25 protein-coding genes are annotated in these 25,012 nt (G+C 41.1%); 12 read left to right on the top strand and 13 right to left on the bottom strand.

Going from position 1 to position 25,012, the window contains the following annotated elements; all coding sequences use genetic code 11:
• Positions 1–224 precede the first annotated feature (224 nt).
• A complete protein-coding gene (mobR, locus tag AC07E5_RS01815) occupies positions 225–1,898 on the top strand; it encodes a phenol degradation transcriptional regulator MobR (protein WP_498624522.1) in 1,674 nt (557 codons plus the stop codon).
• A 60-nt stretch (positions 1,899–1,958) separates the two neighbouring features.
• On the opposite strand, the gene AC07E5_RS01810 is transcribed toward mobR, so the two are convergent.
• The 5 genes from AC07E5_RS01810 to AC07E5_RS01790 all read right to left on the bottom strand — a co-directional run bounded on the left by AC07E5_RS01810 (position 1,959) and on the right by AC07E5_RS01790 (position 4,809).
• Positions 1,959–2,378: a DsrE family protein gene (locus AC07E5_RS01810; RefSeq protein WP_004971976.1), complete on the bottom strand. Its 420-nt coding sequence runs from the start codon at positions 2,376–2,378 to the stop codon at positions 1,959–1,961.
• Positions 2,379–2,636: 258 nt separating this feature from the next.
• Complete coding sequence (locus AC07E5_RS01805) at positions 2,637–3,134, bottom strand: DUF2505 family protein (protein WP_004971978.1); 498 nt, start codon at positions 3,132–3,134, stop codon at positions 2,637–2,639.
• 165 nt (positions 3,135–3,299) lie between these two features.
• Positions 3,300–3,584, bottom strand: a complete 285-nt coding sequence (locus AC07E5_RS01800) for a hypothetical protein (RefSeq protein ID WP_096900962.1) — start codon at positions 3,582–3,584, stop codon at positions 3,300–3,302.
• Between the two features lie 12 nt (positions 3,585–3,596).
• Complete coding sequence (gene pnuC / locus AC07E5_RS01795) at positions 3,597–4,175, bottom strand: nicotinamide riboside transporter PnuC (protein WP_004971981.1); 579 nt, start codon at positions 4,173–4,175, stop codon at positions 3,597–3,599.
• A 157-nt stretch (positions 4,176–4,332) separates the two neighbouring features.
• On the bottom strand, positions 4,333–4,809 hold the full coding sequence (locus AC07E5_RS01790) for a hypothetical protein (protein WP_498624521.1): 477 nt from the start codon (positions 4,807–4,809) through the stop codon (positions 4,333–4,335).
• 281 nt (positions 4,810–5,090) lie between these two features.
• Here AC07E5_RS01790 and AC07E5_RS01785 point away from each other — a divergent pair, with 281 nt between their 5' ends.
• Entirely contained in the window at positions 5,091–5,558 is a 468-nt protein-coding gene (locus tag AC07E5_RS01785) for a GNAT family N-acetyltransferase (protein ID WP_179994663.1), read from the top strand.
• A gap of 101 nt (positions 5,559–5,659) precedes the next feature.
• Here the strand turns inward: AC07E5_RS01785 and cysN are convergent, their stop codons facing one another.
• Positions 5,660–7,276: a sulfate adenylyltransferase subunit CysN gene (cysN, locus tag AC07E5_RS01780; protein ID WP_096900965.1), complete on the bottom strand. Its 1,617-nt coding sequence runs from the start codon at positions 7,274–7,276 to the stop codon at positions 5,660–5,662.
• 144 nt (positions 7,277–7,420) lie between these two features.
• Positions 7,421–8,329: a sulfate adenylyltransferase subunit CysD gene (gene cysD / locus AC07E5_RS01775; RefSeq protein ID WP_180043369.1), complete on the bottom strand. Its 909-nt coding sequence runs from the start codon at positions 8,327–8,329 to the stop codon at positions 7,421–7,423.
• Positions 8,330–8,683: 354 nt separating this feature from the next.
• Here cysD and AC07E5_RS01770 point away from each other — a divergent pair, with 354 nt between their 5' ends.
• From AC07E5_RS01770 to AC07E5_RS01760, 3 genes are all read left to right on the top strand, one after another.
• Positions 8,684–9,214: a hypothetical protein gene (locus AC07E5_RS01770; protein ID WP_096900966.1), complete on the top strand. Its 531-nt coding sequence runs from the start codon at positions 8,684–8,686 to the stop codon at positions 9,212–9,214.
• Between the two features lie 126 nt (positions 9,215–9,340).
• On the top strand, positions 9,341–9,649 hold the full coding sequence (locus AC07E5_RS01765; RefSeq protein ID WP_096900967.1) for a type II toxin-antitoxin system RelE/ParE family toxin: 309 nt from the start codon (positions 9,341–9,343) through the stop codon (positions 9,647–9,649).
• The gene (locus AC07E5_RS01760; RefSeq protein WP_004971994.1) at positions 9,646–9,927 is read left to right on the top strand and encodes a HigA family addiction module antitoxin; all 282 of its coding nucleotides are present in this window, start codon (positions 9,646–9,648) and stop codon (positions 9,925–9,927) included. The genes AC07E5_RS01765 and AC07E5_RS01760 overlap by 4 nt, the downstream gene beginning before the upstream one ends.
• A gap of 73 nt (positions 9,928–10,000) precedes the next feature.
• On the opposite strand, the gene lysS is transcribed toward AC07E5_RS01760, so the two are convergent.
• Positions 10,001–11,527, bottom strand: a complete 1,527-nt coding sequence (gene lysS / locus AC07E5_RS01755) for a lysine--tRNA ligase (RefSeq protein WP_096900968.1) — start codon at positions 11,525–11,527, stop codon at positions 10,001–10,003.
• Between the two features lie 316 nt (positions 11,528–11,843).
• On the opposite strand from lysS, the gene AC07E5_RS01750 reads away from it, so the two are divergent.
• Positions 11,844–12,350: a YqiA/YcfP family alpha/beta fold hydrolase gene (locus AC07E5_RS01750; RefSeq protein WP_026438299.1), complete on the top strand. Its 507-nt coding sequence runs from the start codon at positions 11,844–11,846 to the stop codon at positions 12,348–12,350.
• A gap of 110 nt (positions 12,351–12,460) precedes the next feature.
• Here the strand turns inward: AC07E5_RS01750 and AC07E5_RS01745 are convergent, their stop codons facing one another.
• Entirely contained in the window at positions 12,461–13,003 is a 543-nt protein-coding gene (locus tag AC07E5_RS01745) for an adenine phosphoribosyltransferase (protein ID WP_004972003.1), read from the bottom strand.
• 484 nt (positions 13,004–13,487) lie between these two features.
• On the opposite strand from AC07E5_RS01745, the gene rubA reads away from it, so the two are divergent.
• The 5 genes from rubA (at position 13,488) to AC07E5_RS01720 (ending at position 17,817) form a co-directional block, all read left to right on the top strand.
• Positions 13,488–13,652, top strand: coding sequence for a rubredoxin RubA (gene rubA, locus AC07E5_RS01740; protein ID WP_004972007.1), 165 nt, complete (start codon positions 13,488–13,490; stop codon positions 13,650–13,652).
• A 72-nt stretch (positions 13,653–13,724) separates the two neighbouring features.
• Positions 13,725–14,903 (top strand): FAD-dependent oxidoreductase, encoded by a 1,179-nt coding sequence (locus AC07E5_RS01735; RefSeq protein WP_498624520.1) that lies wholly within the window; start codon positions 13,725–13,727, stop codon positions 14,901–14,903.
• Between the two features lie 56 nt (positions 14,904–14,959).
• Positions 14,960–15,898, top strand: a complete 939-nt coding sequence (locus tag AC07E5_RS01730; RefSeq protein WP_131261612.1) for an alpha/beta fold hydrolase — start codon at positions 14,960–14,962, stop codon at positions 15,896–15,898.
• 13 nt (positions 15,899–15,911) lie between these two features.
• A complete protein-coding gene (gene oxyR, locus AC07E5_RS01725; RefSeq protein ID WP_096900971.1) occupies positions 15,912–16,817 on the top strand; it encodes a LysR family transcriptional regulator OxyR in 906 nt (301 codons plus the stop codon).
• A 364-nt stretch (positions 16,818–17,181) separates the two neighbouring features.
• A complete protein-coding gene (locus AC07E5_RS01720; RefSeq protein ID WP_179993567.1) occupies positions 17,182–17,817 on the top strand; it encodes a LuxR C-terminal-related transcriptional regulator in 636 nt (211 codons plus the stop codon).
• 123 nt (positions 17,818–17,940) lie between these two features.
• On the opposite strand, the gene ppk1 is transcribed toward AC07E5_RS01720, so the two are convergent.
• Together ppk1 and mtgA are read right to left on the bottom strand one after the other, a co-directional pair.
• A complete protein-coding gene (gene ppk1 / locus AC07E5_RS01715) occupies positions 17,941–20,022 on the bottom strand; it encodes a polyphosphate kinase 1 (RefSeq protein WP_353675074.1) in 2,082 nt (693 codons plus the stop codon).
• 133 nt (positions 20,023–20,155) lie between these two features.
• The gene (mtgA, locus tag AC07E5_RS01710; protein ID WP_004972019.1) at positions 20,156–20,830 is read right to left on the bottom strand and encodes a monofunctional biosynthetic peptidoglycan transglycosylase; all 675 of its coding nucleotides are present in this window, start codon (positions 20,828–20,830) and stop codon (positions 20,156–20,158) included.
• Positions 20,831–20,906: 76 nt separating this feature from the next.
• Between mtgA and AC07E5_RS01705 the strand changes: the two genes are divergently transcribed.
• Positions 20,907–21,722 carry a rhomboid family intramembrane serine protease gene (locus AC07E5_RS01705; RefSeq protein ID WP_096900974.1) on the top strand — a complete coding sequence of 272 codons (816 nt, stop codon included), beginning with the start codon at positions 20,907–20,909 and terminating at the stop codon, positions 21,720–21,722.
• A 46-nt stretch (positions 21,723–21,768) separates the two neighbouring features.
• Here AC07E5_RS01705 and AC07E5_RS01700 read toward each other — a convergent pair whose 3' ends face one another.
• Positions 21,769–24,258 (bottom strand): ABC transporter permease, encoded by a 2,490-nt coding sequence (locus tag AC07E5_RS01700; RefSeq protein WP_004972024.1) that lies wholly within the window; start codon positions 24,256–24,258, stop codon positions 21,769–21,771.
• Between the two features lies 1 nt (position 24,259).
• The gene (locus AC07E5_RS01695; RefSeq protein WP_317027945.1) at positions 24,260–25,009 is read right to left on the bottom strand and encodes an ABC transporter ATP-binding protein; all 750 of its coding nucleotides are present in this window, start codon (positions 25,007–25,009) and stop codon (positions 24,260–24,262) included.
• Positions 25,010–25,012: the final 3 nt, after the last annotated feature.

The following is a 25,012-nucleotide window of genomic DNA, read 5'->3' as shown; positions in this document are numbered from 1 at the left end:
AGATTTCATGATTTGATGAAATACAGCCCGTACAGATACAAAAATTTACCCTTGGGCTTTATGCAATTCGCTTATGATAAAGACGGAATAAAAACAACAAAAACATATAGATACAACTAAATACCTTTAAGGTTTGGCATGATGCTGTTTAGGTATTATTGAATTTTCACGAATTTGCATAAGATGGCTAAACAGCCTCGAATTTAATGGATTAAACACGGCGCATGGTACGAGTAAAATACGACAGCAGCGGCAAATATGCAGGTCATCCTCAGGAAATTCACGACCTGCTTTCCAAACTACATTTTGACACTGAGCGTGGACAAATCTGGTTTGATGAATATCGCATGTTGCTGATGCATACCAGCATCATGGGCTATTTGCGTAAAGACCTTGCCAATATGATTGGAATGGAACGCACCAAACGCTTTTTTATTCGTTTGGGCTATCAGGCAGGTCTGAAAGATGCAGAAGTCACTACTAAAATGCGCCCAGGTTTAAATGAAGAACAGGCTTTTATGGCAGGGCCGCAAATGCACGGTATTCGTGGCATGGTGCAAGTTTCTGCCAATCAATTGATTTTAAATCAAAAGAAAAAACAGTTTTATGCAGACTTAAACTGGCATAACTCTTTTGAAGCCGATGTGCATGTTGAGCAATTTGGACTGAGTCACGAACCTTCCTGCTGGATGCTGCTGGGCTATGCTTGCGGTTACAGCAGTTTTGCCACAGGCATGACCATTATTTATCAGGAAGTGGAATGTAAAGCCTGCGGGCGTGAGCATTGCCGTATTATTGGTAAACAACTCAGTGAATGGGAAAATGCCGATGAGTTGATTCAATTCATGTCGCCTGAACCGATGGAACAGGAACTCATTGCGCTACAAGCAGAACTGTATGAACTGAAAAAGTCGATTTATACCACCAGTAAAAATGACTACAGCATGTTCAGCTCAGTCGGACAATCTGCAGCTTATCAACGGGTGTGTGACTTACTCAAAAAAGCGGCAGGTGCAAAAGTGTCGATTTTGCTGCAAGGTGAAACAGGGGTCGGGAAAGAAGCCTTTGCCCGTGGTGTGCATGAACTCAGTCAACGTAAAGAACATGCTTTTGTTGCGGTCAACTGTGCGGCAATTCCGCCTGAACTGATTGAATCTGAACTGTTTGGTGTTGAAAAAGGTGCATTTACAGGTGCACATCAATCACGCTTAGGTAAATTCGAACGCGCCCATGGCGGCACTATTTTTTTAGATGAAGTGATTGAGCTTTCACCACGCGCTCAAGCGGCTTTACTGCGTGTGCTACAAGAAGGTGAAGTGGAACGTGTTGGGGATTCACAAACCCGTCATATTGATGTTCGTGTAATTGCTGCAACCAATGAAGATTTAGAACAAGCCGTTAAAGCAGGTCGTTTCCGTGCCGACTTATATTACCGTTTAAATATTTTTCCTGTGCAAATTCCACCACTGCGTGAACGCCGTGAAGATTTACCGCTATTGGTTGCGCATTTCTTAAAACGCTTTGAAAAAATGTATGACAAACAAATTCAAGGCGTCAGTGAAAAAGCCACTGACTTTATGCAAAGCTATGCGTGGCCTGGCAATATTCGTGAACTGGAAAACCTGCTCGAACGTGCGGTACTACTGACGGAAGATCAACAACTGATTAAACTGAATGCCCTGTTTCCGCAAATGCACAGCGACCATACTGTAGATGAGCAAGACAGCGTAGATTTAGACACGCTTTTAACCGAAGGTTTTGATTTAGAACAGCATGAGCAACAACTGATTATCACCGCGATGCAAAAAGCCAAACACAATGTATCTGAAGCGGCACGCTTATTGGGAATTTCCCGCGCTGCACTGGATTATCGTTTAAAAAAATACGCCATGCGCTAGAAATTCCGCAATAAAAAAGCCCTGTTTTTCAACAAGGCTTTTGCATTTCAAGCAGCCGAATTACCAGCTCAGTGTCTGAGTGCCTGGACGGAAAATTGCTTCACCCATAGCATCTGGATTGGCATATTTCAGACCTTTCATTAAGTCACCTTCAACAACACCGTACTGCTCCATACACATTTTGCAGATATACACATCACCACCTTTGGCGATAATACTTTTCAGCATGTTCTGATGCTCTGCATATTTATGTTCAAAGCGGTTAGATGCCAACATTACGCCTTGATCGACCAAATAAATCGTCAGTGGATGACCTTTGCCAAATTGGTTATTGCTCATGCCAATTGCCATTTTGGTGCGGTGCGCATCACTGCTGGTAAGCAAGACAAAAAGTGGATCTTTTTTGCTCTCTGCCATTGCTGGAGATAGACTGGCAAAGGTCAGCAAAACCGATAAACATAACAACTGAATCAATTTCATGGCAGAACTCACACTCAATTTAAATCTGGTCAAAATATTAGCATAATAAATATACTATATTTAAATAATAAATTAAGACGATAGTCTGTATGCAATAAAGCCAAGCACTAAACTTTTTCAAAAATCAAAAATTGATCACTGTAAAATGACCCCAGCATCAACAATCACAATTCAATACGTCCAAAAAACAAAGCGCCACCGAAAACGGCAGCGCCAAGCATGTATTTAAGAGCAATCTTTTCTAGTAGAAATGAAGGGTTAAGCCGCTAAATTTTTCTTGAGTTCATCTTCTACAATACCAATTTCCAACTCACTGAAACGACGGATTTCCCCTTCTGCATGTTTTTCCAACATGCCGCCAATCAATGGCACTTTAACCTTAATTGTCCAGTTTAATTGAATATCAATTTTTTCATGGTTGCCTGTCACACTACGCTCGCCTTTAGCTTCTAAAGGCAAGTTTGCACCAAGCTCCACGGTAGAAGTAAGCGCCGTTAAATGGGTCACATCATTGCGTTTTAAACGAAATGCATCTTTTAATAATTTTTTAGCCATATCTGGAATATTCACATCTAAATTATAAGCACGGCGTAAAGTGTAAATATCACCGTTCTTTTTAGATTCTAAAATTTCCAAATTTTCACCAGGAATACGCTTGCAGACTGCTTCATGCAAAGCAACATCTGCCACTAAACGCTTAAATTCGTCAATTGAAACGCCATGAATGGTGGCGTTTACAGTAAATTGATGAGCCATTTGAGTTCCTTTTATTTTGTTTATTGATGGAGTAGGTCTAGCATCATCGTGCAATATAATTTGGCTGATGCTCAACGGGTATAAGTTGTTTTATATCCTAAATACAACTTTATTTTCAGGCTATTAAAGTGTTTTTTCCGCCTGCTGTCATTGACTCTATTTTGTCTATTCTGTGTGAATGATGCCAAATTCAGCGGCATAGGTTTCATGGCTATAAATAGTTAAATAATGCCCATAAAATTCAATTTTGGCATAAAAATGTTCTGCGCCATCATCTAGTCCTGTGGAACACCATGTCGTTCCTTTGGGGAAATCATCTAACCACTGGGCTTGGTAAAAATCTGCAATCGAATCAAACTGTAAATAACGCTCAGGATACGCTAAAATATCCAATGCCAATAAATCAAATTGTTTAAGCTGCGCCTGTTTAAAATCAATTAAATTGCTCATCGCTACACGCCATCACACCGCAGAATGTGCCGCATGTTGTTGTCGGATTTTATGCCATTCACGCCAGCCCAAATAAGCAAGAACCACAAAACCTGCATATAACACAGCCGTTAACAGCAACTCTTTGTAAATAAACATGCCGATATACACCAGATCGACCACAATCCATAACACCCATGTAGCCAAGTATTTACGACTGGTCCAATAGGTTGCCAATAGACTCATAGCTGCCAGTTGTGCATCCAATAAAGGCAGTGAAGCCTGCGTCCACCACTTTAAACTTAGCCCAAACAGTAAACCCAGTATGCTACTCAGTGCAATTTGCAGCCACATTTTAGAGAGTGGCAAGCTTTGAATGATGATATGTTGTTTTTGCTGCTGTGCAGTTTTCCACTGGAAAAAACCATAAACAGCCATGCCCATAAATAGGGTTTGTAATACCGTTTCGCCATACAATTGATATTCAAAGAACAAATAGGCATACAGCAAACAGGCAATAAAATTCACGACCCAGCAAGCTATATGTCGCTTAATGGTTAAGGTCACGCCTAAAACACTAATCAACACAGCAATGATTTCTAAAACTGACATTGATGCTGCCTATGTAAAAGAAAAAGGCATGATACCTCTTTTCGGGAAAATAGCGCAAAACTCAACATTTAACCAAACACTTAACTGACAAGAAGATGCTGCAATTAATTTTCAAGAAACCTCTGTAAAATCATAAACAGAAAATCAGGCATGAAAATCAATCTGTTTGAAACTGCTCTGAATTATTGTATTTATGCTCTTGCCCAAAGCGGTCTACATGGGTAATAAAAACTCCGTATTTGCCGACAAAATATTCAAGGGATTGCTCGTAAAAACTCCAGTAAATTGACCACTCCCCCAAGTCTAACTGACGAATTTGCGTATGTGCTTTGGCAGGCATTTTATTCAGCACTTCTTGTTGAATAGTTTCGGCATCTTCAGGGTCACGACTAGATACTTTTAAGCTTAAAAATATTTCTGCGATATCATCAAATAATTGCTGTTCGTATTCGGCAACTTCTTCCACCACCTCTTCTACAGGGCGCGGTGCTTTGTGGGTAATCGGGTCTTGGACAATATTGGCAATATCTTGACAGCTTTGCTGAAAAGTACGATTAATTTTTATTTTGAACCAGACTTTCGAGACTGCATATACGGCAATCAACAACAAAATCCATAACAATAGTTTTGCCATCTTGGTCTTCGCTCTTATTTCAGGCGTTTCAATAAAGTATAACCATTTCAGGGCTTAGCGTCTATTCGCTGCTGCACGCTTCAACGCTTATGCTTTAACAGATGATTCCATCCATGCATCGCTAAAAAGTGCAATGCTCAATTACACAATGATACCGATTGCCTTAAAAATAGGACTTGTGCTGCAGTATAACGCAGTAAAACACAACAATTTTCTGCTATTTCTTTAAACACTTTTCGCTTCCAATAGAGCCTTGTTTTTATCTATCACCCTAAGCCTAGATGATTAGAGCTGCACAAATTCAAGATGTCGCCAATTTGGTTGCGGTATTACACGCCAGTATTCGCTCTTGTATTCAAGATCATCAACGCAATGAAGCCAAAATTCAGGCATGGCTAGAAAATAAAAGCTATGAAAATATTTTAATGCTGCTGCATTACAACAATTGTTGGGTCTATGTCTTACAGCATGTGGTGGTTGGCTTTATTATGATGAGTGATCGCGGGCAAATTTTACAACATGCCATTGCCCCCGAAGTACAACAACGCGGTATTGGTCAAGCCTTGTTATTTGAAGCAATAAGCGATTTAAAGTGCAAAAATGTATCGCACATGAGTGTATTTAGCACACAGACTGCTTTAAGTTTTTATGAAAAAAATGGCTTTGAAATACAACCTCAAAAAATTAGCTATGGGCACTTCACACCCATGCTCAAACATCTCAATGGCGAACCCTTAGAGCACACTTAAAAAACAAACTTTCCAATATAGTGAACGCACATAAAAAAACCGCTTTCAGGTGAAAGCGGTTTTTTGGGGATGTGGATTCGATTTTATAAACGAATCTAATTTTATAAGCGAACTAGGGCAATAATTTTTTCTGCCAGTTCTTCTGTAGCTGTCGCAGTCAACTCTGCATCTGCACCACTGTTTACATCACTAATGACCACAATGCCCGTTTCGCGGAGTAATGCAACCTGCGCAGCATCTAAACCTGCTTTGGCAATGGCAACAATACCCTGCTGAATCAGCAAGCTTTCAAGTGCTTGTGCCTGTTCAAGTGCTTGGCTTGGTACACATACCGCTGCAGGTTTTTGACCCAAACGTGCAGCACGGTCTTCGGCTGTTACAGGTGTACTGTGTGCAGTCCATTCTACGCAAGCTTCAACCATACCTGCGCCAATGGTCACGTTATTTAAACGATCAATGAAAATAAACGAACCCGTATAACGACTGTCTTGATAACGGTCAAATACCACAGGCGCATCAAATTCGATGGTGACATTGGCAATTGCATTCAGTTCAAGCTGTTCAACCTGCACCTGTTCCAAAGTATTCACATTGGTACGGTAATGAATGGCTGTGACTTTTGCAGGCACAGTTTGTGTACCCACTTTTAAGTTATACAGCTTGCCAATAGATAGTGGCTGATCAGCCATCCACACCACAGTGGCATTTACAGCACGTGAAATTTCAGGACGCACTTGATCTTCACGCACCAACACATTACCACGTGAAATATCAATTTCATCGTTCAGTGTTAGGGTAACTGCTTGACCTGCAATTGCATGTTCAAGATTGCCATCAAAAGTCACAATCTCTTTTACTGTCGAGCTTTTACCCGATGGCAATGCCACAATGCGGTCACCCACATGAATATCGCCCAAAGCAATCGTGCCGCAGAAACCACGGAAGTCAAGGTTTGGACGGTTGACATACTGCACAGGGAAACGGAAATCATTTTGAGCCGAGTTACGGTTAATTTCTACCGACTCCAATGTTCCCATTAAAGTATCGCCTGTGTACCAAGGGGTATGCTCAGACTTGTTCACCACGTTATCGCCATTTAAGGCAGAAATTGGCGTGAAAATAATATTCGATGGTTTACGATCACCCAGTTGATTCACAAAGTTCGCATATTCCGTCTGAATTTCGTTAAATCGTGCTTCTGAATAATCCACCAAATCCATTTTATTGATGGCAACCACAATATTGTTAATGCCCAATAAACTAGAAATAAAAGTATGACGACGGGTCTGAGTTTGTACGCCATAACGCGCATCAATCAAAATAATCGCCAAGTCACAAGTCGATGCACCTGTTGCCATGTTACGTGTATATTGCTCATGCCCAGGTGTATCGGCAATGATGAACTTACGCTTTTCAGTAGAAAAATAACGATAAGCCACATCAATGGTAATGCCCTGCTCACGCTCGGCTTGCAAACCATCGACCAATAAAGCTAAATCAGGTGCATCGCCCGTAGTGCCGACTTTTTTCGAGTCACGAGTCACGGCTTGTAATTGATCTTCATAAATCAATTTTGAGTCATACAACAAACGACCAATTAATGTCGATTTACCATCGTCTACGTTACCGCAAGTTAAAAAGCGCAGTAGATCTTTGTTTTCGTGCTGTTTTAAATACGCCAAAATATCTTGGCTAATTAAATTCGATTGATGAGACATTGCTCAAAGCTCCACATATTTTTTAGAAATCGGTTTTTTAATCTTTAATCCCTCTAAATCTCCCTTTTATAAAGGGAGGCTTTGCTCCGCTTTTTATAAGTCCCTCTTTATAAAGAGGGGTTTGGGGAGATTTTTCAGGAGAGATTAGAAGTAACCTTCTTGCTTTTTCTTTTCCATCGAGCCAGCTTCATCGTGGTCAATCATACGACCCTGACGCTCTGAACTGGTTGCCAATAGCATTTCCTGAATAATTTCAGGCAAGGTATTCGCTTCTGATTCGACTGCACCCGTAAGTGGATAACAACCTAAAGTACGGAAGCGTACCGATTTCATTTGTGGAACTTCACCTTCTAGCAACGGCATGCGTTCGTCATCGACCATAATTAAAGTGCCGCTACGCTCAACGACAGGACGTTCTGCAGCCAAATACAACGGTACTAATGGAATACTTTCGAGGTAAATGTATTGCCAAATATCCAATTCAGTCCAGTTAGACAATGGGAACACACGAATACTTTCGCTTTTATTGACCTTGCCATTATACAAATTCCACAATTCAGGACGCTGATTTTTCGGGTCCCAACGATGTTTTGCATCACGGAAAGAATAAACACGTTCTTTGGCACGTGATTTTTCCTCATCACGACGCGCGCCACCAAATGCCGCATCAAAACCGTATTTATCTAAAGCTTGTTTTAAGCCTTGGGTTTTCATGATGTCGGTATATTTAGAACTGCCATGATCGAATGGGTTAATGTTGGCATCTACCCCTTCTTTATTTTGATGAACAATCAAGTCAAAACCGTGCTGTTTTGCCATGTTGTCACGGAAAGTGATCATGTCTTTGAATTTCCAGCCTGTATCCACATGTAACAGTGGAAATGGCAGTTTCGCTGGATAGAATGCTTTTAAAGCCAAATGCAACATTACCGCTGAATCTTTACCAATCGAATACAACATGACTGGATTTTCAAACTCGGCTGCAACTTCACGGATAATATGAATACTCTCAGCTTCAAGCTGTTTAAGATGAGTAAGTCTTTCCTGATTTATTGACATTGATCACACCAGATGTACTTAAACTTGTGTACGAATAACACAGATAGAATTTGATTTTCATTATAGTGACTTAGTTATGCAGACTATTGCTTGTTTTATTATATTTATATGCAAAAAGCTCATATAAAAGAAAACCAATAAGCAGTATAAGTTTTATTTAATCAATAGTTTATTCCATCATATATTGAAATTTAACGTCATTCTCGCTACGTTTGATACATACAAATCGCGCTTACAAGCTGCTCATTTTTGAATAACTTCATAGATTATTCATCTAATTCAGTGCTTCAAGCATGAACAAAAAATGCTTAAAGTAAAAACATATTTTTTTATTTTTAAGATGCTCCCATGCCACAGATTGAACAGATCAAATCCAAACTTGAACAGGCGCAGCTGGCTGGTTTTTTGTATCAGCACAGCCCTGAGCTACTCGTCCTACAAGAGCCTTTAAACGATGATGCTTCAATGCTGAATGTTTTTGTGCAACATGAACTCAGTGCAGATCAGATTGGGCTGCAATTTGGTTTGCGTTGCCGTGATCAACAACTCTCCTTTTTAATAGGCGTGACGCATAGCAATCAAGACCGCAGCTATGAAATTGGTGCGGGCAATTTAAAGGCCGAACAAAAAGCCTTTAACTTAATGTATGCATTTTATAATTATCCTAAAGGTTTTTATTTGGTAGATGTGCCTTTAAATGCAACCACGGCAGAACTGCATCAAGCGATTGAAACGCAATTATTTTCGCAAGAAAAACTGGATTTCTTAAACACTGCTATTAAAACCAACCCCATGGGTACACAAGTAACTTGGATGAAAGCGCATATTTTACAGCAAGCTTTAGAGATGAAAGTACGGATTCAAACGGCGTTGTTATAAGCATCATCACTTTAAGTTTCTGCGGATTACGCAAGATGCACTTAAACCCCGCCAAAACTGGTTGATTGATTAAACTCGAAATTATCGTATACTGTACATATACACAATACACTTGGATACTAAGGCTTGATTAAGAGTTTTAAACATAAAGGTCTTCAGGCTTTTTTCCAAACTGGTTCAACAGCAGGTATTCAAGCAGCGCATTCTACAAAATTACGTTTAATACTTGCAGCACTACATGCTGCATCTACGGTGAATGATTTGCGAACTCCACCCAATTGGCGTTTACATAAATTGAGTGGAAATCTACAAGATCAATGGTCACTAACAGTAAATGGTAATTGGCGTGTAATTTTTAAATTTGAAGATGGTGATGTCTACATTGTAGATTATTTGGATTATCACATAGCTTCTAGCGCAGGAGTACAAAGATGAATATGATGTTTAATGCACCTCATCCGGGCGAAATGTTGCGCGAATATATTGGTGAAACTTCTGTGACTGAAGTGGCTCAAGCACTTGGAGTGACACGTGCAAACCTATCTCGCATTTTGAATGGTCATACTGGAATTTCTGCAGATATGGCGATTCGTTTGAGTGAAGCCTTAGAAACCTCACCAGAGTTTTGGTTGAATTTACAAATGCAGCATGATTTATGGCTTGCCAGTCAACGCCAGCGACCTATGATCAAAAAATTGGTGGCAAGTGTTTAACTTTAAGTTACAACAAAAAAACAACCTGCATTTCTGCAGGTTGTTTTTTATGTCGTCAACGATGCGCTAAAACTTAGTTTTTATGACGCATGTGTGGGAATAAAATCACATCACGGATACTCGCAGCGTTGGCAAACAACATTACCAAACGGTCAATCCCGATGCCCTCACCTGCAGTTGGTGGTAAGCCGTATTCCAAAGCTTCAACAAAGTCTGCATCGTAATGCATCGCTTCATCATCGCCTGCGTCTTTTTCTGCAACCTGTGCTTGGAAACGCTCAGCTTGGTCAATCGGGTCATTTAATTCTGAGAAACCATTCGCCAATTCACGACCACCAATAAAGAACTCAAAACGGTCAGTAATGTGTGGGTTATCGTCATTACGACGTGCCAAAGGCGACGTTTCTGCAGGATATTCTGTAATGAAAGTCGGCTGACGTAATTGAGTTTCTACGGTTTCTTCAAACACGATGGTTTGTAGTTTGCCCAAACCAAAACCAGGCTTCACCTGTTCTTTCAATTCTTCCTGCACAAATTTAGCCAAGAAATCACGGTCATTAACATTTTCTGGCGTGAATTGTGGATTATGCTCAAGAATGGCATCAAACATAGAAATTTTCTTGAATGGGCCTTTGAAGCTATACACTTCATCGCCATACGGCACATCGGTAGTACCCAAAATATCCAAAGCCAGTTTTTCTAGCATTTGCTCAGTCAATGCCATCAAATCTTTATAGTCGGCATAAGCTTGGTAGAATTCGATCATGGTAAATTCAGGGTTATGACGTGTAGACACCCCTTCATTACGGAAGTTACGGTTAATTTCAAACACACGTTCAAAACCGCCAACCACTAAACGCTTTAAATATAATTCAGGCGCAATACGCAAGAATAACGGCATATCTAAAGCATTATGATGCGTTTCAAATGGACGTGCCGATGCACCGCCAGGAATCACATGCATCATTGGCGTTTCAACTTCCATAAAACGCTGTTCAGTTAAAAATGCACGAATACCCGAAACCACTTTGGCACGAATTTCAAAGGTTTTACGGGTGTCTTCATTTACGATTAAGTCTAAATAACGCTTACGATATTTCGCTTCGGTATCGCTTAAACCATGATATTTGTCTGGTAATGGACGTAAAGATTTGGTCAACAATTCAAAATGTTGAATATGAACATATAAATCGCCTTTGCCTGAACGACCAATATAGCCTTTCACTGCGATAATATCGCCCAAATCTAGGCTCTTGATCGTCTCTAATGTTTCAGCACTAAGTTCTTTACGCGCCACATACAACTGAATGCGACCTGTCATGTCTTGAATTACGATGAATGAACCGCGGTTCAACATCACACGACCTGCTACAGACACATACACTTTTTCGCCTGCTTCAATTTCTTCTTTAGAAACTTCTGCGAATTGTGCCTGCAAATCTTCTGCGTAGTTTTCACGCTTAAACGTATTTGGCCAAGGGCTAGTTCCCTTCGCCTGCGCTTGTTCTTGAATTTGCTTTAACTTGGCATGACGCTGCGCAATTAAATCGTTTTCGGAAATAGTGGGTTCAGAAGTCGATTGAGCGTTATGTTGCGTCATCTCTGCCTCGAATAATTACTAAAAAAAGAAGTTCAATAGAATAGCAGATTTAGACACGATTTCGTATGCCTTCTCTGACTCGAGCAATTTATTTTTTAAATTGCCACTTGCTTTTGTGATTTTTTGTAGACTTAGACCAAAAGCTAACTTCTTTCTCAGGCTAAGCGCACTACAATATTGTTCAGAAAATAGATGAAAAAGACCGTATTTTGCTGTTTTTAAACCTGCTGATGTATCAGTCTAAATATTTTATTTTCTATCCACTTTATCTTTAGGCTCAGTTTGACTCAAGATGTTTAACTTTGTGAATCTGGCAATGAATACATGTGCTTTAAAAGTCTTGTTTTTACATGGATTAGATTCCTCGCGGGAGTCGACTAAATTCCATGCCATAGATGCAAAACAAAAATTTTGTATCAATGTCGATTATCGCAACTTAAATTATCAAACTGTTGCCGATTTTTATCACAATATCATTCAAAAAATTAAGCCTGAAATTTTGGTGGGACATAGTCTAGGCGGCTATTGGGCACTCAAAATGTCTTTGTCGCACCATATTCCGTGTGTGGTGGCAAATCCAAGTTTAGCTCCCACGTTTCGCAATGACTATCCTGCAATTTCAGATGATGACTTGCAGCACGATATTCCACAATTGGCTTATTTAGAATTGGGCGATGAAATTTTGGATATGCATGCCGCGCAAGCATTTTTAGAAAACTATATGCAGACCTCTACTTTTGAGTCTGGGCATCATCGCTTATTGCATCCAGAAAATATTAATTCTTGTATTCAGCAAATCGAACAAGCTTATCTTGCCAAATAAAGTCAAAGCTATCCATTAAAAATAATCAATTAAACATCACCCATTAAAAAAGCCTGATCACAACTATGGAGATCAGGCTTTTTTACAGCAGTTACAATAACTTAAAAGGATTAAGCCACTGCTTGTTCTGGTTTAGATTTATTGTCCAATACGGACCAAATATCTAAACCTAAATTTTTGTGTAAATCTGGTAAGTCTAGGAAAATGCTTGCACCTAAAACTTGATGATTACATTTTTCAGCCAATTGTTTCACTGCTTTTAAAGTGCCACCTGTCGCCAATACATCATCTACAATAATGACTTTTTGCGCTTGCACATCGGCAGCCATTTCTAAACGGTCTAAACCGTATTCTAAGCTATAACCCACACCCACAACTGGTGGTGGCAATTTACCTGCTTTACGCACAAGTACCAAACCTTTGCCTGTACGCTGTGCCAAAAGGCTCGCCAATACAAAACCACGTGCTTCTACTGCAATAAAGCTTTCAACTTCAGCTAATTTTTCTGCAGGAATGCTGGCAATTAAAGCATCTGTTAATGAATCCAAATTATTCATAAACAAAGGCGTTAAATCATAAAAATCTACGCCTGGTTTTGGAAAATGAGGAACTGTACGAATATGCGACCACAAAAAAGTAGACAAATTGCTCATGGAAGATCAGAAATGTGACTAAAGAATGGTTGAATTTTACCGTTTATTTTCACATAAGGCTAGTGATCGAATCGGCAAGACTGCCATCAATCACGCATCAAAACACTACAAGGTTTTGATTTTTATAAACTTTAATATACTTAAAAATATTAATATATATTTATTCCATAATAAAATAGCAAAAATATAAGACTTTTACTGTACGACCAAGGTCTTAAATGGCATTTAAACGCATAAAAACGTGATTTTTCCTGCAGCCATTCTCTCATTACAATGCCGTATCTATATCAAAAGAGGTCTTTTCTGCGCGGTTATGTCCCATGCAGCTATTCATTCTATAAAAGCACAGATTAAAATCGCTTATTTACTTTACTTTAGCCGTATAACTGCGTAAAAATTTAATCAAATAGATATATCATACAACTAGTCGTAGATAAGTTTTTTGCTGATCTGGAAATTTAAAGATCGGTTTATGGAGAATTGAATGAAAAAGTATCAATGCATCGTTTGTGGATGGATTTATGACGAAGCAGAAGGCTGGCCTCAAGATGGTATTGTGGCAGGTACATTATGGGAAGATATTCCTGATGACTGGACTTGCCCAGACTGCGGCGTTTCAAAAGCTGATTTTGAAATGATTGAAGTTTAAGACCACGAAAAGACCATGTCCGATGGTCTTTTTTTAACGCCAATTTCTATGCCCTCATTTGGAGTACACCTTATGCATCCTATCGTTATTATTGGTTCAGGCATGGCAGGTTATACTGTTGCACGCGAGTTTCGTAAGCTAAATGCAGAACAAGAGTTAGTCATGATTTGTGCAGATGATGCTGCCAATTATGCCAAACCAACTTTATCTAACGCATTGGCGGGCAATAAAGCCCCTGCTCAAATTGCATTGGGCGATGCAGCTAAAATGGCAAGCCAACTCAATATGCGCATTGCAACGCAGACTTGGGTAAAAGCGATTGATGCAGAAGCACATGTACTCGAAATTGAAAAAGATGGTGTAAGCAGCCGTCAGCCTTATTCCAAACTGATTTTAGCAGTGGGCGCTAACCCTGTACGTTTAGCCATTGCAGGTGATGGCAGCGATGACATTCATGTTGTAAATAACTTAAGTGATTACACAGCATTCCGCCAACAGCTCGAACAACGCCAAGACAAACGTGTCGTGATTTTAGGCGCAGGCTTAATTGGCTGTGAATTTGCCAACGACTTGCAGCAAACAGGACACCAAGTCACGGTGATTGACCTTGCACCACAACCACTAGGTCGTTTATTGCCGGATTATGTAGCCAGTGCTTTTAAACAAAACCTAGAAGAAACGGGTATCCATTTTGTATTGGGTACAACCGTTGAAAAAGTTTCGAAAATTAAAAATGACGACTATTTAGTGACCATTACCAGTGGTCAGTCTTTAATTGCCGATGTGGTACTGTCTGCCATTGGTTTACAACCAAACATTGCTTTGGCTAAAACAGCAGGCATCGAAACCAGTCGTGGGGTCTTAACCAATGCGCAACTTGAAACCAGCCAAGCTGATATCTATGCAGTAGGTGACTGTGCGGAAGTGAATGGTATTTTATTGCCGTATGTGATGCCAATCATGCAGCAAGCACGTGCCTTAGCCAAAACCTTAAATGGTGAAACTACTCAGGTACACTACCCTGCCATGCCTGTTGCAGTGAAAACACCTGCTGCACCACTGACCGTTTTACCTGCGCCACTAGGGGTAGATGTCAACTGGCATACCGAAGAATTTGACGATGGCATGATTGCCAGAGCCTATGACCAAACCGATACCTTACGTGGCTTTGTCCTATTAGGCGCAACAGCGGCCAAACAACGCTTGAGTTTGACCAAATTAGTGCCAGACTTATTGCCTGTATCGGAATAAAATAAAAACAATAAAGGGCGATTGATTTCGCCCTTGCCTGACATGAGGATCACAACATGAATAGTGCACTTCAGTTCACCACATCGCCCTATACGGCATTTATGCACGAAACCAAAGTCGATTTAGGCAACGGAATTCAGCTGCATGTCGAAGTGGGCGGCAAAACTGAAGATCCACCTATTTTGCTGATTATGGGTTTAGGCGCACAAATGTTGTACTGGCCCGATTTCTTTTGTAAATCACTGATTGATCAGGGCTATCGTGTCATTCGCTATGACAACCGCGATATTGGTTTGTCATCCAAAATTCGCCACAAAGGTCCACGTCTGAACACCTATAAAATGATGGGGCGTTTTAGCTTAGGTCTGCAAAACCACGGTGCGCCTTATAACTTATTTGATATGGCGGATGATGCTGCATTGCTATTAGAGCGCTTAGGCATTGAAAAGACCGAGGTGATTGGTGCTTCTATGGGCGGCATGATTGCACAAATTTTGGCAGCCAAATATGCAGATCGCGTGAATAATTTAGGCTTATTATTTACCAGTAATAACCAGCCTTTTTTACCACCACCATTTCCGAAACAACTGTTCAGCTTGCTAGAAAGACCAAAATCACAAGATGAAAATGGCATTGTTGATCATAGTTTAAAACTATTTAAGGTGATAGGCTCACCTGGCTATGTGAATCAACTCGAAACGATGCAAACTGCACGCAAATTATATCAGCGAAGTTATTACCCTGCGGGTGTACTTCAACAGTTTTTAGCAATATTATGTACAGGCTCGTTGCTACAACTGGACAAACAAATTCAGCAACCTACCCTTGTGGTACATGGTTCGCAGGATCGTTTGCTCCCACCAGGGCATGGTAAGGCTGTTGCGAAAGCGATTCCGGGCGCTAAGTTTGAATTAATCAAAGGAATGGGGCATGATATTCCTCCACACTTTATTCCTCATCTTAGCGAACTGTTTGCTCACCACTTTAAATCATAATCATTAGGACACTATGGCTGCATTACCATCTTTAAGACAGCTGTCATACCTCGTTACACTGTCTGAAACGTTACATTTTACAGAAGCGGCTCGCCGTTCTTTTGTAACTCAGTCGACTTTGTCTGGCGGGATCATGGAACTGGAGCGCCTGCTTGGCGGCGTACTGGTAGAACGTGATCGACAGAATGTACGTTTAACCCCATTGGGTGAACAAGTCGTAGCACGCGCCCGTGTTCTGTTAGCAGATGCACAGGACTTAATGCGTTTAAGCCGTGAAATGAGTGAGCCTCTCACAGGTGATTTACACTTAGGCGTGATTCCAACCATTGCCCCATTTATTTTGGCGCAACTGTTAGATGAAGTGCATAAGCAGCTACCTAAAATTCAATTGCATTTACACGAAGCGCAAAGTGAAAAAATTGTCGAAAAACTGGAACACGGCAATTTAGATATGGTGGTGTTAGCCCTGCCATTCGATACGCGTGGTTTGAAAGTGGCTGAAATTTCTAAAGAAGATTTGTTCTTGGTTTATCACAAGGGCGATCAAAAATCGGCGCAGGCCAATTCTTTAGATGATTTGGATTTATCGCGTTTAATGCTGCTTGAAGAAGGTCATTGCTTACGTGATCACACTTTAAGTGCTTGCCCGATTGGTGAACGCAAAAACGATCATCGTTTAAAAGCCAGCTCTTTGCCGACCTTGGTTGAAATGGTGTCTGCAAATTTAGGCTTTACCCTATTGCCTGAAATTGCAATTCATAATGCCATGATCAAATCGAATCCAGATTTACAGATCAAAAGTATTGAGGCTGCACCAAGCCGTACTTTGGCTTTAGTGACGCGTAAAAGCACACCATTACAAAGTGAATTTGACGTTTTGCTGCAGATTTTACAGAAAATCACTCAAAACGCAGTCTAAATTTAGACACACGATCCAACATTTCATTAAGGAGCCAATCTGGCTCCTTTTTTATTTTTCGTTCAAAAATGTGTATTGTTTTTGCAGTTCAGGATGATTTAAGTGACTTATAAATATGAACAAGTTTTTAAAATGTGAGATTCATCACAAATTCAACAATTCACTCTTACCACTGAACGAAAGAACGGTATCGAGTTACATTACTCACATTTTCAACACATTTCAAAAAAAATATTCAGCAACAATTACTTATATTTACCCTTTTTATATAAAAATCACTATATTTAAGGATATTCAGTTACAGCAATATCACGCACAATCTATTTATCAAAATTATTTATAGAACAGCACAGGAGTATTTGTCATGATTCACAGAGATCTCATTTTACCTGTGCCTGTTCTGCTGATTGATGATCAGGTAGAAGCATCACAAAATTTAAGCCACATTTTACAAAATTTTGGCTACCCTAAAGAGGTTCTACTTTGCAGCCCATCGCTCGCAAATGCAGTGTTGATGGTGCAGCAACATTTGCCTAATTTGGTATTTATCAATTTACAGTCTTGGTCAAAAGCTCAAATTGATTTTATTCAAAATCTCAAACATTTCCGTAAAGATACCTTAATTGTGGCGGTGCTGCCTTCCAGTATGCCAAAACAATTGCTACAAGCTATTCATTTAGGCATTTCAGCCTATGTCTTTAGCGACCAATCTGCAACAGGCATGCAAAACCAGATTCGCACCATTTTACGTGGCGGCTCACCGCTAGACGGCAACTTAGCCAATGAAATCTTAGCCTGCGAACAATCCATTGTCGCACATGGCCATTCTTTGGCACTCTCTAAAACTGAACATGAAATATTGGCGCTTTCAGGACAAGGTTTGCCCTCACAACAAGTTGCTGCCAACCTGAATGCTTCAGAACAACTGGTGCATGGTTATGTGAAAAGTATTTATCGCAAAATTATGAATGCGGATGATGCGATGTGCTGTTTTTCTTAAATTATTGATCAATAAATATCAATCAAAAACATAAGTCTTAAATAAATATTAGAAACAATTAATTAGAAACAAAAAAGAGCGATGTCTGGCATCGCTCTTTTTACCTGTTATAAATGTTTGAAACTAAACAATACTATCGGTCAGGATACGCTGCGCATTGTGTGGTTCTTCACCCTCAGCTGCTTTTACACGCACCCAAGTTCCATCACCCTGCAACAGCCACGCCTGTTGATTGTCTTGCATGTAGGTCAATAAACCTTGCTCATAAATACGCTTTTTCAAAGCTGGATCTTCAATTGGGAAACACGCTTCAACGCGGTTAAATAAGTTACGATCCATCCAGTCAGCACTTGAACAATAAATACGTGGATTGCCATTATTAGAGAAATAATAGACACGGGTATGTTCAAGGAAACGTCCGACAATCGAACGCACACGGATATTTTCCGATAAGCCCGGCAAACCTGGGCGCAAGCAGCAAATTGAACGGATGATGAGATCAATTTGCACACCCGCCTGAGACGCCTCGTACAATTTATTGATCAATTGCATTTCAGTCAGTGCATTCACTTTCACAATAATTTGTGCGGGCTTACCTGCTTTAGCATTGGCAATTTCTTCATCAATATAATTCACCAACTGTGCGTGCAGGGTAAATGGTGCATGCAACAACTTTTTCAGTTTTGCCATTTTACCCATGCCTGTTAGCTCTTGGAAAATACGATGCACATCTTCACACAGCTCTTTGTCTGTGGTCAGTAAACCATAGTCGGTATAAATACGCGCATTGCCTGCGTGGTAGTTACCTGTGCCTAAATGTACATAACGCACCAATTTATTATTTTCACGGCGCACCACCAAAATCATTTTGGCGTGGGTTTTATACCCCACAATACCGTACACAACCACAGCGCCCGCTTCTTGCAACACGTTAGCCACAGCAATGTTAGATTCTTCATCAAAACGTGCACGTAACTCAATCACCGCAGTAACCTCTTTACCATTACGTGCAGCTTCTGCAAGGACTTGCACAATTTCTGAGTCTGCTCCACTACGGTATAAGGTTTGTTTGATCGCTAGTACTTGAGGGTCACGTGCGGCTTCACGCAGCAAGTTAATCACTGGTGCAAAAGATTCAAACGGATGATGTAGCAGGATGTCCTGTTTTTGCATTGCTGAAAAAATATTTTCAGACTTTTTTAGCACCTTTGGAATGGCAGGTGTATGTGAATCATAACGTAAATGTGGGCGTTTAAAATTAGACAGTAAACGTGCCAAATTCACTGGGCCATCGACCTTATAGAGTTGCTCTTCTTCAAGATCGAATTCATTCAGCAAGTATTCATAAATTGGTTTCGGGCAGTTGTGTGTGACTTCCAAACGCACCGCACGACCAAAACGACGTGAGTTCAATTCACCTTTTAAAGCCTTGGCCAAGTCTTCAACATCTTCATTCAATGCCAAATCTGCATTACGTGTCACACGGAACTGATAGCAACCTGTTGCCGTCATGCCCGGGAACAAGTCTGACACATGCTCATGAATGATCGCAGAAAGCATCACGTGATGCTCTTTACCGCCTGTAAGTTCATCTGGCAAACGCACAACACGTGGTAATGAACGTGGCGCAGGCACAACCGCTAAATCAATTTGACGACCAAACGCATCTTTCCCTTCAAGCGTCACAATAAAGTTTAGGCTTTTATTGACCAAACGTGGGAATGGGTGGGCTGGGTCTAAGCTAATTGGGGTCAGTACAGGTGCAACTTGTTCTTGGAAATATTTTTTCACCCAAGCAGATTGCGCTGGGGTTAACTCGCCACGACGCAAGAAACAAATGTCTTCTTCACGTAATTTTGGCAAAATTTCCTGATTTAAAATACGGTACTGGCGTTCAATAGCAGCATGTGCTGTTTTAGAAATTTGATCTAACACTTGTTTAGGTGTTAAACCATCTGGGCTTCGGCTTTCATTGCCCAAGTCCAATTGTTCCATCATGCCCGCAACACGAATTTCAAAAAACTCATCCAAGTTACGTGAAAAAATCAGCAGGAAGTTCATGCGTTCCAACAAAGGATGCAACGGATCGACAGCTTGCTCAAGCACGCGCAAATGGAAATCTAAAATAGACAGTTCGCGGTTAATGTAGCGATCATTATATGTATATTCTGTTTGCGCAGGAGTCGCGCCTGTTGCCGTATTCATACCCACCTATGCTTTTTTAAAATGTTTGGCACTGCTACAAGTATGCTTCAATTTTGTGACATTTTCATAAAAAAAGCCTAAAAAATTAGGCTTTGTGGATATTTTCACATTTTATAGTTTGTTTTCGCTCAATTTAGGGAATTTCCGCATAACGCATATAGCGCTGCACCATCTGTTTACGGGCTTTTAATGCCCCCGCATTACGATGTTCCTGAAAATATTTTGGATTGGTTAAAATCGCAGCCAAGAAAATTGCTTGATCACGGCTTAAACTTTTTGCACTTTTGCCAAAATAATGCTGTGCCGCAGCTTCGGCACCATAAATATTATCGCCAAATTCTACCGAGTTGAGATAGACCTCTAAAATACGCTGCTTTGACCACATGCGTTCCATCATCCATGTCGCCACAACTTCTTGCCCTTTACGCAAAAAAGATCGCTTATTGTATAAAAACAAATTCTTGGCGAGCTGCTGAGAAATTGTGGAACCACCTGCAACAACCTTGCCTTCATCTTTGTTCCGTTCCAGCGCAGTTTGAATACCTTCCCAGTCAAAGCCATGATGTTGCATAAATTTGCCATCTTCGGCAGTCACCACAGCTCGCTTTAAATTATCACTGAGTTGGTCATAGTCGCGCCATTGATGTTGTATAGGCTTACTCGGTTCAGCCCAATAATCCAAACGCATCATCATGGTCGATTGCACAGGCTGCGTACGCCACCACACCAAGCTGCTAAAAATCCATAATTGAACCAAAAGCACCACACTGACAAGAATTAACAAAGTTCGTATAAAAAAAGCTTTCATCTTGGTGCATGGCTCCTGAAGCGTTATTTTTTCGTGTTAAGCTTAGATTGATCACTACGACACAATATTCAAATATATGTCCCAACATCCCCCAAACCTGCGCAACAATAAAGTTGAAATTCACCTGTGGTGGATTACCGCAGCCCTGATTGCAATAAACGTGGCTTTGTTTGCATGGCAAGTGCTCAACGGCATGAACATTAGCAATCCTAGCCCGCAAGATGCAATACGCTGGGGTGCTGATTATGCACCTTTAACCTTTTTGGCGGAACCCATTCGCCTGTTCAGCAGCATGTTTTTTCATTTCGGTTTAGTACATTTAATGTTAAATATGTGGGCCTTGTATATTTTTGGCAGCGTCAGTGAACAGTTGTTTGGGCGTGTCTATTTTATAGTGTTATATGTTTGCGCAGGTTTGATGGGTAGCCTGCTTAGTGGCTATGTCAGCATTCAAGACAGCTATACCCTGCTCGAACAAGGTGTCGCTAATCCAAAGCTGTTACCTAGCGTGGGTGCAGGTGCATCGGGTGCAGTGATGGGACTTGGAGCTGCACTGACGGTATTGGCGTTATTGCCCCAATTACCTCGCCAAAAATTTCTGTTGGATGGCAAGACTTTGGTGATGGTGATGGCACTGAACTTAGGTATGGGCTTTATGATCAGTGGCATTAATAATGCTGCACATATTGGCGGCATGCTCATGGGCGCAGCCATGACAATCATTTGGTACCTTGGACAACGCAGCAAACACAGTAACTTAGTGAACAGTTTTGCGATGCTCCTTGCACCATTGGGTTGTGCTGCATTTTACTGGTATTGCCATAAACTGCTTGCTCCAATTCAACCCCTTTGGCAAGAACTGCTTAGCATGATGCAACGCAGTCTGGGTTGAACAATCAACCTTTACAGCAAGTAAAACAACATCAACTAGAGATGAATCAGGACTGATTCATCTCCCTTAAACTTTGCAGTGGCGGAATATCGCATAAATAACTTAAACGATAACGTCCAATCAAGGCACACAGCACGGTCATAAATACAGGCAAAATCAGCCAGATTTCCCAATGTGGTTGCAGCATTAAATCCATGCGGTAACTGGCAACAGCACTAATGACTTCGGCAAATAAACACGCCACTATTCCCGCTATAAAGCCCATAAAACCGATTTCCAGACTCAACATACGTTTGAGTTTTTGTTTAGAACTACCAAAAGAACGCAGTAATGCGACTTCGCGTTTGCGCTCATCCATCAGCAAGTTTAAACACGCGATTAATACCAACAGCCCAGACACACTCACCAAAATGGCTAAAATGGTGATGATCTGCACCAACACATTCACAATGCGTTTAATTTCATCCAAAATTAGGCTGACATCAATAAACACTGTGTTGGCAAATTGCTGAATCAATTGAATTAGTTTCGGTTTATCTGCTTCAGGCACATAGAAACTGCCCAAATAACTGCCTGCATTTTCATCCATAGTGTGCGGTGAAAAAATAAAGAAAAAATTTGGACTAAAGCTTTCCCACTCCACCGTACGCAGATTAATCACTTCGGCTTCAAGTATGCCTTCAGGCAAACTAAAACTGAGTCGATCACCAATTTGAATGCCCAACTCGGCAGCCGTATCTGCTTCTACTGACACTTGTCCCACTGCACTGAAATTGGCTTGCCCATTTACAATGATATTATCGGCAGGATAACGGTCAGACTGTGTCAGGTTGAGTTCGCGTCTTAACGTATTGCTTTGCTGAATTAAGGCGTCGGCAAAAGGTTGATCATTTTTGGCGACCAAACGCCCGCGTATATTTGGATAAAGTGGCGTGCTGTGCCACTGCTGCTGCGTTAATTGTTGTTGAAACTCAGGCATATCAAACGGTGGCAAGCCGTAAACAAACTGATTGGGTGTTCCTTCGGGCAATTGCTGCTGCCAACGATCTAGCAGGTCGGTACGCAACACTGCAAGTACCGTAATTAAACTTAATCCTAAAGCCAATGCAGTAATTTGAAATGCCGTGACAGCAGGCGCACGAATATACGCTGCGAGTCTGCCTTTAGAATGACGCAATAATTTTAATAAACTCCACACCACTCCATACAGCAATACGCACAGCGCAATAATCGCACCAATCACCCATGTACTAAGCACTAAACTTTCGGTCAAGACCACACAAAATACGATTAGACTTAGCGTCCCTGTAAGCAACATCCACCACCAAGCGCGCATGCTTTTGTCTTGTTGGCGAATCACGCGAATCGGTGCGGTATTCAGCAATTGCAATAAATTAGGCAGCACAAAACCCAACAACACCACAGCACTGGTGAGCATGGCGATTGGCAATGGCCCAAGCAACATTGCCATGGCTGAAAATTGAATTTCCAGGTGCGGAATCAGTTGCAGCATGATTTGCAACAAAGCATAGCCCAACGTCACGCCCAAAATACTGCCAATGCCCATAGCGATAATTAAGACCAAAGCAAGCAAAGCCAAATAAGCGGCTAAAATTTGTCGTTTACTTGCACCAATACAACGTAATAAGGCGATATGATCCTGATTTTGTTGCACATAGCGCTGACTGGTCAAACCAATCGCAATCCCACACAATAAAATGGTCAGGATATTCGCTAACTGTAAAAAGGTATCTAAATTGGCAATGGGGCGCATTAAGCGAGTATTGCCTTCACTGGCATTGCGTAGTCTTAAACTACTTTGTTCTTCAAAGTTTTGTTCAGGGCTGGCCGTTTGCTGTGCCTGTGCAGGCTGTTGTGTATGTGTTTTAAAATACTGCTCAAAATTTTGTGTATCTTTGGCGCTGCCTGCCAACAACAAACGGTAATCTATGCGGCTACCCACTTGAATGGCGTGGGTACGTGCTACATCGGCCTGTGAAATAATCACTGTCGGCGAAAAACCTGAAAAACCGAGTTCCTGATTAGAATCATGTTCAATTTTGGCAGTCACGGTAAATGCTGCATCGGCAATATTGACCGTTTCACCCAGTTTAACGTGAAGTAAATCCATAGCACGTTGGCTCAGCCAAATTTCGCCAGACTGAATCTTGTCCGCTGCAGGACTGACCCGTAACTCACCGCGTAACGGAAAATTGTGCTCAATCGCTTTGACATTCACCATCACAAATTGCGCTTGAGTATGTGCCATCGAACTAAATACAGTCACATGCGACTGTTGTAACTGATGTGCAGTCGCCTGATCCTGCCAGTCTTGCGCAATGGGCTCATTGTCACTCAGGACTAAATCACCCGCCAACATTTCTGCCGCTTGCAACGCTACCGCATTTTGAATTTGTTCATTGCTAAACTTTAAGGCCGTGGTCGCACTAATCGCTAAAGTCAGCGCAATAATCAGTAAATATACACCACTGCTTTTAAAACTCTGCTTTAACAGCGGATGAAATAATGCGTTCATTTCATCCTCCTGTTATGGCAGCAGTTGGCTTAGCTGCAAATTGCTCAACCAATTGCCCATCAATTAAGGCATAGTGACGCTGACATTGTGCCGCCAGTTTCGGGTCATGCGTGACTAACACCAAAGTTGTGCCCAACTCGCGGTTCAACTCAAATAGCAATTGCTCAATTTCAGTTGCAGTTTCACCATCCAAGTTTCCTGTCGGTTCATCGGCAAAAATAATTTTAGGTTCACGAATTAAAGCGCGTGCAATGGCGACACGTTGTTGCTCACCTCCCGAAAGCACTTTCGGCGTTTGCTGTGCTTGTCGTTCTAAACCCACACGTTTCAGCAAGTTGAGGGCTTTTTGTTCTGCCTCTGCATATTTAAATTTTTCCTGCAAACGTAGTGGCAACATCACATTTTCCAGTGCCGTCAAATGCGGCAATAACTGAAATGACTGGAACACAAAACCAATATGCTTTAAACGAACTTCTGCACGTTGTTCTTCGTTTAATTCTGCAATTGACTCACCACATACCACCAATTTTCCACTGCTGGCCTGATCTAATGTTGCCAAAATACCCAATAAGGTCGATTTTCCTGAACCCGAACGACCTGTAATGGCGACTTGTTCACCTGCTTGAATATCGAGGTTTAAATTCTCAAAAATGGTCAATTGTTTTTGTGCAAGTTGTATCTTTTGTGTCAAATTTTGGGCAGAAATAATCGTTTGTGGCATGATATTAGATTCTTTAGTGTTTTGAGTCATACG

This window comes from Acinetobacter seohaensis (assembly GCF_056431365.1).
This window is presented reverse-complemented; position numbering and strand designations above follow the sequence as displayed.